This is a genomic window from Betaproteobacteria bacterium (genome assembly GCA_016194905.1).
Taxonomy (GTDB): domain Bacteria; phylum Pseudomonadota; class Gammaproteobacteria; order Burkholderiales; family JACQAP01; genus JACQAP01.
Genome location: JACQAP010000011.1, coordinates 1 through 13,003, shown reverse-complemented (window position 1 = coordinate 13,003; position 13,003 = coordinate 1). Strand labels below are relative to the sequence as shown.

12 protein-coding genes are annotated in these 13,003 nt (G+C 58.4%); 11 read left to right on the top strand and 1 reads right to left on the bottom strand.

Going from position 1 to position 13,003, the window contains the following annotated elements:
• From HY067_06460 to HY067_06425, 8 genes are all read left to right on the top strand, one after another.
• The gene (locus HY067_06460; GenBank protein ID MBI3527596.1) at positions 1-1,707 is read left to right on the top strand and encodes a type II/IV secretion system protein; all 1,707 of its coding nucleotides are present in this window, start codon (positions 1-3) and stop codon (positions 1,705-1,707) included.
• Between the two features lie 76 nt (positions 1,708-1,783).
• Positions 1,784-2,989 carry a type II secretion system F family protein gene (locus HY067_06455; protein MBI3527595.1) on the top strand — a complete coding sequence of 402 codons (1,206 nt, stop codon included), beginning with the start codon at positions 1,784-1,786 and terminating at the stop codon, positions 2,987-2,989.
• Between the two features lie 4 nt (positions 2,990-2,993).
• A complete protein-coding gene (locus HY067_06450; GenBank protein ID MBI3527594.1) occupies positions 2,994-4,535 on the top strand; it encodes a hypothetical protein in 1,542 nt (513 codons plus the stop codon).
• Positions 4,536-5,147: a hypothetical protein gene (locus HY067_06445; protein MBI3527593.1), complete on the top strand. Its 612-nt coding sequence runs from the start codon at positions 4,536-4,538 to the stop codon at positions 5,145-5,147. It begins immediately after the preceding gene.
• Complete coding sequence (locus tag HY067_06440; protein ID MBI3527592.1) at positions 5,111-5,671, top strand: hypothetical protein; 561 nt, start codon at positions 5,111-5,113, stop codon at positions 5,669-5,671. The genes HY067_06445 and HY067_06440 overlap by 37 nt, the downstream gene beginning before the upstream one ends.
• A 12-nt stretch (positions 5,672-5,683) precedes the next feature.
• The gene (locus HY067_06435) at positions 5,684-7,297 is read left to right on the top strand and encodes a hypothetical protein (GenBank protein ID MBI3527591.1); all 1,614 of its coding nucleotides are present in this window, start codon (positions 5,684-5,686) and stop codon (positions 7,295-7,297) included.
• Between the two features lie 21 nt (positions 7,298-7,318).
• The gene (locus HY067_06430) at positions 7,319-7,963 is read left to right on the top strand and encodes a type II secretion system protein (protein MBI3527590.1); all 645 of its coding nucleotides are present in this window, start codon (positions 7,319-7,321) and stop codon (positions 7,961-7,963) included.
• Entirely contained in the window at positions 7,960-8,949 is a 990-nt protein-coding gene (locus HY067_06425; protein MBI3527589.1) for a hypothetical protein, read from the top strand. Before HY067_06430 ends, HY067_06425 begins: the two co-directional genes overlap by 4 nt.
• Before the next feature lie 92 nt (positions 8,950-9,041).
• Here HY067_06425 and HY067_06420 read toward each other — a convergent pair whose 3' ends face one another.
• Positions 9,042-10,751, bottom strand: a complete 1,710-nt coding sequence (locus HY067_06420) for a HAMP domain-containing histidine kinase (GenBank protein ID MBI3527588.1) — start codon at positions 10,749-10,751, stop codon at positions 9,042-9,044.
• 474 nt (positions 10,752-11,225) lie between these two features.
• Between HY067_06420 and HY067_06415 the strand changes: the two genes are divergently transcribed.
• The 3 genes from HY067_06415 to HY067_06405 form a co-directional block, all read left to right on the top strand.
• Positions 11,226-11,579, top strand: coding sequence for a hypothetical protein (locus tag HY067_06415; protein ID MBI3527587.1), 354 nt, complete (start codon positions 11,226-11,228; stop codon positions 11,577-11,579).
• 115 nt (positions 11,580-11,694) lie between these two features.
• The gene (locus HY067_06410; protein MBI3527586.1) at positions 11,695-12,372 is read left to right on the top strand and encodes a prepilin-type N-terminal cleavage/methylation domain-containing protein; all 678 of its coding nucleotides are present in this window, start codon (positions 11,695-11,697) and stop codon (positions 12,370-12,372) included.
• A gap of 135 nt (positions 12,373-12,507) precedes the next feature.
• Positions 12,508-13,003: prepilin-type cleavage/methylation domain-containing protein (locus HY067_06405; GenBank protein ID MBI3527585.1), on the top strand; the 496-nt coding region annotated here is incomplete at its 3' end.

Genomic DNA, 13,003 nt, shown 5'->3' with positions numbered 1-13,003 from the left:
ATGTCCGAGCAGCGCAAGAAGCTTCGTCTGGGAGAGTTGCTGGTTCAGCAGGGCCTGATCACCCACGATCAGTTGCGCATCGCGCTCACCGAGCAGAAATCCCAGAACATGCCGATCGGGCGGCTTCTGGTCAGACTCGGATTCGTCACCGAAGCGGTCATCCGCGACATCATGGCGCGGACCATCGGCCAGGAAAGTATCGATCTTTCCCAAGTGCTGGTGGACGCCGAAGCGCTCAAACTGGTTCCGCAGGAGTTTGCCCGGCGTCATCGCCTGCTTCCAATCGCCTATGACGCCGATCAGAATCTGCTGATAGTGGCGATCACCGAAGTGTTCAACGTCGTCGCTTTGGATCAGTTGCGTGCCACGCTTGGACACAACATCCAGATGAAGACGGTGCTCGCCGGTCAGGCGCAGCTCGACGAATTCATCGACCAATTCTACGGCCACGAGCTTTCCGTCGACGGCATCCTGCGGGAGATCGAAACCGGCGAAATCGATTATCAGAGCCTGCAGCAAGCGGGTTTGGACGAGTACACCCAGCCGATCGTCCGGCTGGTCGGTGCGCTGCTGGTCGATGCTGTCAAGCGCGGCGCTTCGGACATTCACTTCGAGCCGGAATTCGCCTTTCTGCGTATCCGCTACCGCATCGACGGCGTACTGGAACAGATACGCAGCCTGCACAAAAACTACTGGCCGGGCATCGCCGTCAGGATCAAAGTCATCAGCGGAATGAACATAGCCGAAACGCGCGCGCCGCAGGACGGGCGTCTTTCGCTCAACCTCAACGGGCGGCCGGTGGATTTCCGCGTGTCCTCTCAGCCCACGATCTGGGGCGAGAACATCGTACTGCGCGTACTCGACCGCGAAAAATCGATCATCAGTCTGGAGCATATGAAGCTGCCCAAGCCGGTGATGGCGAAACTGAACCTCATGCTCGCCCGCCCTGAAGGCATTCTGGTTTTGACAGGCCCGACCGGGAGCGGCAAGACAACGACGCTTTATTCACTGCTCGCCAAGCTCAACGTCGAATCCGTGAACATCATGACACTGGAGGATCCGGTTGAATATCCGGTGGCGATGATGCGGCAGACTTCTGTCTCCGAAATGGCAAAGATAGATTTTGCCAACGGCATTCGCTCGATCATGCGCCAGGACCCGGACATCATTCTCGTAGGCGAAGTCCGCGATCGTGAAACCGCCGAAATGGCATTCCGTGCAGCCATGACCGGCCATCAGGTATTTACAACCCTGCACACCAATTCGGCGCTCGGCGCCTTTCCGCGGTTGCTGGACATCGGCATCGCGCCCGACATCATGGCCGGCAACATTATCGGCATCATCGCGCAACGACTGGTCCGGGTGCTCTGCGCCTACTGCAAGGAAGCCTATACGCCCTCCGTGGAAGAACGACAGCTTCTCGGGCATGAGATCGACGGAGAATTCAAGGTTTTCCGGCCCGTGGGATGCAATCGTTGCAACAATCGAGGCTACCGCGGCCGCACCACGGTCATGGAGATCCTGCATATGGACGCCGACCTCGACGAACTTGTCGCGCGACGCGCAAGCCCGAGAGAAATGCGCGAGACTGCCTTTGCCAAGAACTTCCGTTCGCTAGCCGAGGAAGGCGTGGCGCGTGTAGTGGAAGGCACGACGAGCCTGGCGGAGGTAGCTCGCGCCATCGACCTGACAGGTCGTGCCAGATAGAGCGCAACATCAGCAACAGTGCGCATGCCACGAGGGCATTCGCAACGTAAACGGTTAGAGCACACCCAGGCAACCAATGGCCGCATATCAGTACAAGGCAATCGATCGGACCGGACGCCCGGCACGCGGCAAACTCGACGCAGCGAACGAGGTGGACCTCGAGTTGCGCCTGAAAAAAATGGGGCTCGACCTCATCATCGCACGGCCGGTGCGCAGTCAGGGTCCGTCGATTTCCGGCGGCAGCATTAAGCGCCAGGACCTGATCACTTTCTGCTTCGATCTGGAGCAGGTTACACGCGCCGGCATTCCGTTGATCGAGGGCCTGCGCGATTTGCGCGAAGGCATGGAGAATCCGCGCTTCCGCGAAATCCTGACATCGGTACTCGAAGATATCGAAGGCGGCAAGACGCTGTCTCAGGCGCTCGGCGGATTTCCGCGCGTCTTCAATACCGTATTCGTCAGTCTGATACGGGCCGGCGAACTTTCCGGCACTTTGACCGAAGTATTCGAGAATCTAGGGGCTACACTCAAATGGCAGGATGAATTGATTTCCCAGACCAGGCGCTTGCTGGTCTATCCGTCGCTGGTCTTCGTCGTCGTCACGGGTGTAATGGTCTTTCTGCTCTTGTATCTCGTCCCGCAGGTCACCCAATTGTTGAAAACCATGGGGCTGGCATTGCCGATTCAGACACGGATACTGATCTGGCTGTCGAACTTCACCGCCACGTGGTGGCCCGTGCTCCTGGTCTTACCGATCATAACCGCGGTCGTCATCACTTTCATGGTTCGCACCAGACCGCGGTCCCGCTACCTGTTCGACTACGCGATCCTGCATTTGCCCGTCACAGGGGAGATTCTGCAAAAGATCATTCTCGCCCGCTTCGCCAATTTTTTTGCACTGATGTATCGCTCGGGCATCACCATTCTGGAGGCCGTAAAGACAAGCGAGGACATTGTCGCAAACCGCGTGATCGCGGATGGCCTGCAACGCGCGGGACAGCAGATCAACGCCGGCGAAAGCATGTCTGAAGCGTTCCAGAATCTGGGCATGTTTCCTCCACTGGTGATCCGGATGCTCAGGGTGGGAGAAACCACGGGCGCGCTGGATACTGCGCTGATGAATGTAACTTATTTCTACAACCGCGACGTGCGGGATTCGGTCGACAAGGCTTTGAAGCTGCTTGAACCAACGCTGACGCTGGTCCTCGGTGGCATGCTGGCGCTGATCCTGTTCTCGGTATTGACGCCGGTGTACGATGTCATCGGAAAACTGAAACTCTAGCGCGATGGCGGCCAAACTCCTGCTCTGCGTATCGAACGACCAGGCCACGGTTGCCGTCTGGCGCCGGCGCCGCCTGCTGTCATGCACGCGTTTCGAGAATAACGAGGGAGGCTGGATCGCCTTCGGCAATTTTCTTCGCGGTGCCCATGGCCTGCCGATCCACATCATCGTGGATACCGTTGAGGAAGATTTCCGTTTCGAAACGCTACCGCACATCCGCGGTCGCGACCGGACGGAAATGGTCGGCCGCAAACTCAAACAGCTTTACCGCGCCACGCCGTATTACTCTTATGCACTGCAAGAAAGGGAGACTGGCAAGCGCCGCGACGACCGCTACCTTTTCGCGGCGCTGACAAATCCGGATCTGCTCATTCCCTGGCTGCGCGCAATCGAAGCCGCAGGCCTGCCCGTATCCGGAATCTATCCATTGGCTCTGGTCAGCGTTTCCCTGATCGATCGCCTGAAACTGAAACATCCCAATCTGCTGATCATCACCAAGGACAATGCCGGCCTGCGGCAAACCTTTTTCAAGAATCTGAAATTTCGAATCAGCCGGTTGACGCCGTTGCGTGGCGCCGCCGATGCAGCCGATCAGCACTACGCGGATGAAATCGGCAATACCCGGATGTATCTGGATGCGCTCACCGTTACGCACGTCGATGACACTTTGGAAATCGTCATTCTCGACCAGAACGGGTCGTTGTCGAGCTTGCCTTCGGCGATCATGCGGGGTCGTCCGAACGTGCAATGTCAGTATTTGGACATCAAAGACATTCACTCGCGTTTCGGCATTCCCGTCGCGGATCTTGAAGCGTCGACCGACGTCCTGCACCTTCACCTCCTCGGCGAGCAGGCGCCGACGCTCAATCTCGCCCCGCCCCACCTCACGCGCACGTACCAGCGCTTCGCCGCCGGGAGGTGGGTATACGCCGCCTCGGGAGCGACACTGGTCGGCGCCGTGATATGGAGCGGCGCGAACGTCTACCAGGCAATGGGCATAGACCAGAATGCCCTTGCCGTACAACAGCAGACCCGGGACTATCAGGTCAAATATCAGCAAGTCACGGCGGAATTCCCGGATGCACCCACGACCGCCGACAACCTGCGCCACACGGTCGAAATTGCAGAGCAGATTCGGACCGGACTGCGCACGCCGGAGACGATGTTCTCGATCGTCAGCCATGCGCTCGATGCTTCGCCCGACATCCAGCTTCAGCGCATCGAGTGGCACTACGGCGATTCGCTGGCATCCAAACCCGGTATGAAGCCGACTCAGACTTTGCCGACAGAACCCGGCAAGCTCATCCAGAGTGGTGTCGTGTACGGAGAAGTCACCCGTTTCGAAGGCGACTATCGCGCGGCAATGAACGCCATCAACAACTTCTTGCAACGGATAGCGCAAGACAACGCCGTCGCCGAGGTCAAGGCGCTGAAATTGCCTCTCGATGTGCGATCCGAGTCAGGATTGAACGGCAGTACGGCGGCTCTCCCGGGAAAGGAAACAGCCCAGTTCGAGATCGCCGTCGTGTTCAGGAACGGGGCCTAGATGAAGCTGTCATCGAAAGACTTCGGTGCGATGAAGATGCCGGCGATTGCGCTGACGATCGCCGTCGTCGCGTCTTTCGCGATGGTAGCGTTCACATCGAACCAGCGCACGCAATCCGAGAGGCAATACCGCGATCAGTTGACTGCCCTTCAGGAAGCGCGAACCCGCTATCGGCGCTCCGGCGACGAGCGTGAAACCGTGATGCACTACATTCAGGCCTATCGTCAGCTTGAAAAGATCGGCTTTGTCGGTGCCGAACAACGCCTCAACTGGGTGGAAAGCCTCCGCATAGCGAATGCACAGGCCGGTTTGTTCGGTGTGGATTACCAGATGACCGCACAGGCGCCGTTCCCATTCGTCGCCAAGGACAACCCGGTCAGCGAGCGGGTCAAGCATTCGCAGATGAAGCTCTCCTTCGGCGTGCTGCACGAAGCCGACCTGATGCGACTGTTCAACGCCCTCTCCGCACAACAACCGGGATTGTTTGCGCTGACTGGATGCTCACTGGACCGCGCCGCGCGACAGGGACCCCCTTTGCCGAGACAGGCCAACTTGACCGCCCAGTGCGATCTGTCATGGGTGACGATCGATCCTGGAAAGAGTGCGCAATGACACGGGGTCTGTTTTTTGTCCTTCTGCTTCTGACCGCGATCGCGTGGAGGTCGGTGCAAGCGGCCGAACCCATGGGACGGTTATTCTTTACCCCCGCGCAACGCAACAGCCTCGATGCCGGCAAAAAACTCAACGATGCAACCGCCGCGCCAATCCGGCGCGGCCCAGCAGCCGTGACCCTGAACGGCGTCGTCTTGCGCAGTGACGGCGAAAGCACGGTCTGGGTAAATGGACGGCCATCGAATCGCGGAGCATCTGCCAATGTTATCGCGACGCCGACTGCCGATCCTTCTTCCGCCCACGTGAAAGTCCCGGGATCAGCCACGAAGAAAATACGTGTGGGCCAGCATCTGGACACCAGGACCGGGGTCGTTCGCGAGAGCTATGCGCCGCGGCCGCGCGAAGCCGCTGCTCCAGCCAAAAACGCAGCCGATTCGCCGGTTCCTGGTGTCGCTGGGAACGTCGAAAACGAAGCACAGGCAACACGGAACCCTGCTGCTGGCAGCTCTGCCGGGCAACGGTGATTTTCTCAGCCCATGGCCCAGCTGCGCTCGCGCGCCTTCGCTTCCCACAGGATGATTGCGTCCCGACAGCGGTTCGATACACAACGCGGCATTTCGCTGATTTTAGTGCTGGTCATGATCGCGCTGGCAACCGGCACGCTGGCAGTGACACTGCTCAGTAGTTTCGGAACCAAGTTGCGCAGTGATCGCGTAACCGAGGCGGCACTGGCAAAGGCCAAGGAAGCCTTAATCGCCTATGCCGCTACCGACCCCAATCGTCCTGGCGAACTGCCATGTCCGGACACCAATAACAACGGTCAGATCGACATTGGCGTAGATACTGCCGGCAGCAATTGCACTTCGTTGGTAGGTCGCCTGCCTTGGCTCACCCTTGGTATTCCAGACCTTCGCGACGGCAGCGGCGAAAGACTCTGGTATGCGTTGTCCAACGATTTCCACGCCAATGGAAGCGTGCCGCTCAACAGCGATACCCCCGGACAACTTGCGGTTACCGGCATCACGCCCGAAACAAATGTCGTTGCCATCGTCTTTGCTCCGGGCCCTACGCTCGGCGGCCTTGCCCAAAGCCGGACGACCGCCAACGCGAATACCGCATCACAGTACCTCGAAGGCACCAATGCGACATCGACCACCGCTTTCGTAACGGGTGACGCGTCGGCAAACTTCAACGATCGCCTGATCACCATCAAGCCGGCGGAAATCTTCCGATTGGTCGAGAAACGAGCCGCGCATGAATTGCGCCCGCTCATCAACAAGTACTATTCGGACTGGGGTCGCTATCCGTTTGCCGCGCCTTTTAGCAACCCGACATCCTCAAACTTCAAAGGCGTAGTGGCCACGAACGATGGCCTGTTGCCGGTAACCCAAGACCCGACTTTTGTCGCTTGGAATACCGTCGCCTCGACCGTCACCGTCAGCGGCGGCATCACGTTGGGCGGCATCCCGTCTTGTGCGGTAGTCGCCGGCAACTTCCTGGATTGTTCGGTTCCGATTTTGCTCTCATTGCTGGGACAGACGATAACGGTAACTGCAGTCGCAAACAATGTCGGGAATGCACTGCTGGTAAATCCCGTGCTGGAGCCCGCCATCCAATATACCGGACCCGGATTCACCCGCGACCCCGCGCAGTTCAACCTGTCCCTGAACGCAGCCGCTCAAGGACTGATCCGCGCGGTCGGTACGACCCCCTTATTGGTTCTACCGCAGACATTCCATATCAAAGTCCCGCTTCCGTCCTTTAGTCCCCCCGTGCTTCCTGCGTGGATCATGAACAACAATTGGCATCACGTCATCTACTACGCGGCCGCTCCAGGCCTGACGCCTGGCGGCGCGGGAAGCTGCACTCTAGCGGTGACCCCGTGCATTACTACGCCGCCCGCTCCGGGAGCGAACGGATGCCTTAGCATTTGCAACAGAACTACCGGAGTCACGAGCGACAATGTCAACGCCCTGATCGTCATGACCGGTGGAGCCCTGACTGGACAGACCCATCCGTCGTCAACCCTCTCGGATTATCTTGATGCCGACGGCAATGCGTACGGTAACCCGTCTGTCTCCGATCTGATCTACGAGAGCAAACTCGTCACGGCCACATTCAATGATCAGCCGTTTGCGCTGACGCCCTGAATGAAATCAACTCTCTCCTTCATGGCGACAAAGACACAAGCCGGTTTCTCGCTTATGGAAGTCGCGATCGTGCTGTTTGTGCTCGCCCTCCTGGCCGGATCGGTTCTGGTGCCGCTGTCCGCCCAGATGGAGCAGCGTAATTACGACGAGACAACGCGTACGATGAACGACGTGCGCGACGCATTGCTCGGTTTCGCCGTCGTTAACAAGCGCCTCCCATGCCCGGATACGGATGGCGATGGCGCCGAGAACGTTTCCGGAGTCGCGTGTAGCAGCGCTCAAGGCAGTTTGCCCTGGGCGACGTTGGGAATAGGCGCCACGGACGCCTGGGGACAGCCTTTCTTGTATCGCGTCACCTTGGCCTTCGCCAACCCTAACCCGGCCGCGCCCATTACCCTCGCCACCGCCCCGGACATACGCATCTGCCAAAGTGCCGGCTGCACATCGACCCAGAATGTCGTTGCGGTTGTCGTATCGAAAGGCAAGAACCAGGGAACCTGCACCGCAGCGTGCCCTGACGAAGTGGAAAACAGCAATAACGACGTCACGTTCGTAAGCCGGATCCGCAGCCAGCCGGGCGCGGGCAATGAGTTCGACGACGTGCTGGTCTGGATTCCCGCCACGACGTTGTTCACCCGAATGATCGCGGCGAATCTGCTTCCATGATGGAAAGCTCCGGTCGTACAGTAGTCTGCAGCGTGCTGTTTCTCGATATCGTCGAGTACTCAAAGCAGACGGTTGCCGATCAGATCAAGCTGAAGCAATCGTTCAACCGTACGCTTTCCAAAGCACTGGACGCAGTTGCTGCACGCGACCGTGTCATCCTCGATACCGGCGATGGAGCGGCGATCGCCTTTCTCGGCGACCCGGAAGACGCCCTCTTCGTTGCACTCGCCATCCGCGACAACACGGATTTACCGGTACGGATGGGAGTCAATCTCGGTCCCGTCCGCCTGGTAAAGGACATCAACGGCCAGGCCAATATGATCGGCGACGGTATCAACGTCGCCCAGCGGGTGATGAGTTTTTCCGAACCCGGCCAGCTTCTGGTGTCGCGCTCTTTCTACGAAGTGGCGTCCCGTCTGTCAAACGACTACGCCAACCTGTTCACGCATGAAGGTTCCCGCTCTGATAAACATGTGCGCGAACACGAGGTGTACTCGGTCATCATGGATTTTCGTGGGGATCGGGGTACGGTAGCGAAAGAAACTTCTAAGCCGGCACAACGAGGTGACGCCTGGCGCGCGGTTGATCTCCCCTCAGCACATGCGAGGTCCAAATTGCATGACGAGAACCAACCCGCGCAGATTTTCGATGCGGGCGCAAATCTCATTGTTTCCGGATACAGTAAATCGCGCGTTGAAGAAGCATTGGACAAACTGGCGAAGGCCGGATCCCGAATCATTTCACCGATAACACAAGTCAGCGACAAGTGGATAGCCAGCTGTGAACATCCCAAGGCTCCCGTCAGCGCCTGCAAGGTTGCGATCATCGGGGGCAAGCAAATCGTGACGGGGCCGACGCAGGAAGCCGTCTCCATGAAGGTGGAAGAATTGATTCACTTCGGCTCCGTGCTCGTAAACGAAATTACGCTTGTCCACGGCACATGGACCGCCGTTTGTCAGACAGGCAATCGGGAGCATCAATGGTAGCTACGGATTTGGCCTGGCTTGGATTTGGCCTGACTAGGGCCGAAATGCGAGCAGGCTTATCGGGATTCTCTGCTACCGGCGGGACATCCTGTTCAGGCGGATTGGGATAACGTGAAACAAACCCGCCCTTGCTGATTGCTCGACAATGCGACTTCGTAACCCTGCTCCCGTGCAAAGCGGGCCACCTGATACATGCCAATGCCGAAACCGCTACTGGATTGCACCGGGGAATTGAACAACCGCGTAGCAAGCGAATCGGGAACCGGCAATCCGTCATCGCAGACCGACAACGCAAATCCATCGCTCCATTGCAGCCTGACCAGAATACGCAAGTTATTTTCCAACTTTCGCTTTTCCAGCGCGTTCTGCAAAAAATTCTCGGCGACCGACGCAAACAGGTCCGCGGGCAACGTGCTTTCTTCAGGCAATAGCCCGCCCTCGAACTCTATGCGCTCGTGGGCAAAGCGCTGCCGCAAGTCCTGCCACCAGTCTTTGCCGGGTGCCTTGTCCTGGCCGATCTGCGGCTTCGTATTGAGCTTGTCGAGCGTGATTTGCAGACGCTGCGTGATTTGCGGCAGTTGCCGCTGCATCAACAGCCGCAATGCTTCCGAATCGCTCTCGTCGCTGGTCTCCGCCGCGGCACACAACGAACGCAGCGTCTGCAGCAGATTCTTGACGTCGTGGGTGAGCCGCGAGCCGGTTTCGTAAATCGCCTGAACATAGGCGTTGCGGCGTTGCTCCTGCTCGCGCATCTTGGCTTCGTAATAATCTCCCAACAATCTCGCGAGAAGGCGGATGTGCAGCACCAGCGCGGGGCTCGGCGACCAGCGGGTGTAAAGGGTCAGGATCAATCCTCCAAAGGTGAATGCGGTCGGGTATTTTGTGATCTCCCCTGCATTCCCCTTGGAAGTCCGCGATTGCCAGCTGATTCCAGACAGCCACGGCAAACCCGCCATCTCGTGAGCGGCCACAATGACGAACTTGTCCGGATCGCGCTCGCGATCCGCCAGCCCCGCAAGGCTGTGCATCCAGCGCTCGAACGGCACGCCGATGCTGAGAAAATAGCGCGTGACCAACTGCCCGATGCCGGCGAATCCGGCACGCGGATCCCACAACAGCGACAGCGCAACCAGCAATCCCGCCGCAACGATCAGCGCCTGCGCCAGCGCTATGACGTAATTGCCGTGACTGACCTGCTTGATCACGAAGGCTCCCAGCACCAGCACGACGACCAGGAGAAACAGCAACAGGCTGTAGAACAAATCCACCGAATAGGCCGACGCAGTCTGCGATTTTTCGGTACGCACGAAGAAGATCGCAACCGCCGGAATCACCAGCCCGTAACGCACCAGCGCCTGGAAAATATCTGAAAAGACCTGATCGGGAAATAAATGAGGAACAACCCAGGTGAGCAGCACCGAGAGCAGATAGACCGCGGCGAGAAGGGAAACGACGCGCTGGCCAAAATTCTTGATGCCGGGAACGTTGCCGCCGATCAGGGAAAACAGAACCGATATCCATAACGCCATCAACCACCAGCTGCCCGCCGCGATCAACAGAACGGCGGCGGCGATGATCAATCCCATCTGTCCGGGGAACAGTTTCTGTCCGCCGCGCCAGAGCGGTTGCCATAGAAGGAAGAATCCAAAATGCGAGAGCAACAGCGCGCGAGCCAGCGGATCGCTCAATTCGAGCGTCAATGCGCAATGCAAGGCCAGAAGCGTCAACGACAGCCAATGCTGCTGTCGGATCGCGGCGATGGCGCGTTGCAACGGGGTGTGGGCGGTCGCTTCGACGTTCATTTTTCGGGTTTCAACCTTGGCAAGAGTTTACCGCACCCGTCCAAACTATCCGCGCGTTCGATCGATGCAACCGGCGTCTGCCCTGGTTCGCTGGCTTTTTGATGGGCAAAATACGCCGGATGTACCGTCGACGCATCCTGGGTCCGGGTCAAAATGGCAGCGCTGGATTTGACGAAAACTCGACGTACGCGACGGAAATATAACGATTCCTGCGAGTCTTTTCCGCGTGCGGAATTTCGAAAGATGCGCCGTGACGATGTTATCGTCTACCGATAAAATCATTATGTTCAATACGTTAACTCAATTCTTGCGCCGCCCGAGATTATGACCGCATCATCAAAACGCTCCATCAACCCTATCATGCGTCCCCTGATCGCTCAATAAATCACCCGTATCACCGCAACGAGGCGCTGGCACACTTCTGGCGTAAGAGGAGGCACTGGGCATTCCCCGGGAGATCAAAAGGGAGCAATCATGATCATCGGTCTGCTGCTGGGGGGCGTACTCAAGGGCCAGGAATTGATCAACAATGCGAAGGTCAAGAGTTACGCGACCGACTTCCGCAACATCCCGATCCAGCTCTATGGCTACCAGGACAAGTTCAGAGCGCTGCCCGGCGATGATGCACTCGTGGTTACGCATATCCCGACTGCAACGCTCGCGACCACACCGGCCGTCGCTACGGTAGGCAACGGCGTGATCAACGGCGTTTGGGACACGACCACCAACACGGACGAAAGCTGCTCGGCCATCCCGGGAGCGCCGTCCACCACGGCCGCAGTACAGGCTGCTCCTGCGGACAGCTTTACAGTGTGCATGAGCATTTAATACCTTAACTTTCGTCAGTTTCCGACCAATAGCCCGCCTCGCGCGGGCTATTTTTTGAACGCGGTTCTGGCGTACGGGTACCTGTCGAGAGTTTCTCTCGATGAAACGAGCAATCATGACGCATCGGAATAATAATAAAGGATTCACACTGGTCGAAATTGCGATCGTACTGGTCATCATCGGTCTGCTGCTGAGCGGTGTTCTGAAGGCACAGGAATTGATCAACAACGCCAAGGTCAAGCGCTACGCGACCGATTTTCACAACATCCCGATCATGCTCTACGGCTACCAGGACAGGTTCAAGGCGTTGCCCGGCGACGATGCACAAGTCGTGACTCATCTTCCGGCCGCTACGCTTGCCGCTACCCCGACCGGTACGGTAGGCAACGGCATGATCAACGGCGTCTGGAACTCGGCCACCAACTCGGACGAGACCTGCCTGTTCTGGCAGCATGTGCGACTGGCCGGACTGGCTCCCGGTTCCGCAACTGTCGATTGCAGCTTGCCAAGCTCCGACTACTGGCCGAAGAACGGGAACGGCGGCCAGATCGGCATCCAGAGCAACACCGGTTTCGTCACGATGACCGGGACGATGAATGGCAGCTATATCATCTGCTCGACGAACATACTGGGCCAGTATGTATTGCAACTCGATGCCACACTCGACGACGGCGATCCCGCAACCGGCTCCATGCGCGCCATCCAGACGACCAGCGCCGGAGGTGCTCCGTCCACCACGACCACGGTGCAGGCCAACCCCGCGGACAGTTTCATCGTCTGCATGGGCATCTGATGCGCCCGCCAGTCTCCGACAAGATAGCCCGCTGCCAGCGGGCTATCTCTTGACTTCGACTGAAACACTTGGCATCCCCACGACAGAAAGGGAGCCATCGGTCTGCTGCTGGGGGGCGTACTCAAGGGCCAGGAATTGATCAACAATGCGAAGGTCAAGAGTTACGCGACCGACTTCCGCAACATCCCGATCCAGCTCTATGGCTACCAGGACAAGTTCAGAGCGCTGCCCGGCGACGATGTAAACGTTGTAGCGCACATCCCAGGCGCTATTAAAGCGACGGCCCCGGTCCTCGCTGACGTAGGCAACGGCGTGATCAACGGCGTTTGGGACACGACCAACCCACACGACGAGAGCTGCCTGTACTGGCAGCACGTGCGACTCGCCGGCTTGGCGCCGGGGTCGACGACCGTTGATTGCTCGGCGAGCGCCGATTACTGGCCGAAGAACGCGAACGGCGGCCAGATCGGCATTCAGAGCAATACCACCACGTTTGTGACAATGACCGGCACCATGAACGGCAGCTATATCATCTGCTCGAAGAACATCCTCGGCCAGTTCGTACTGCAACTCGATGCCACGCTCGACGACGGCAATCCGGCAACGGGTTCCATGCGCGCCATCCTGCAAT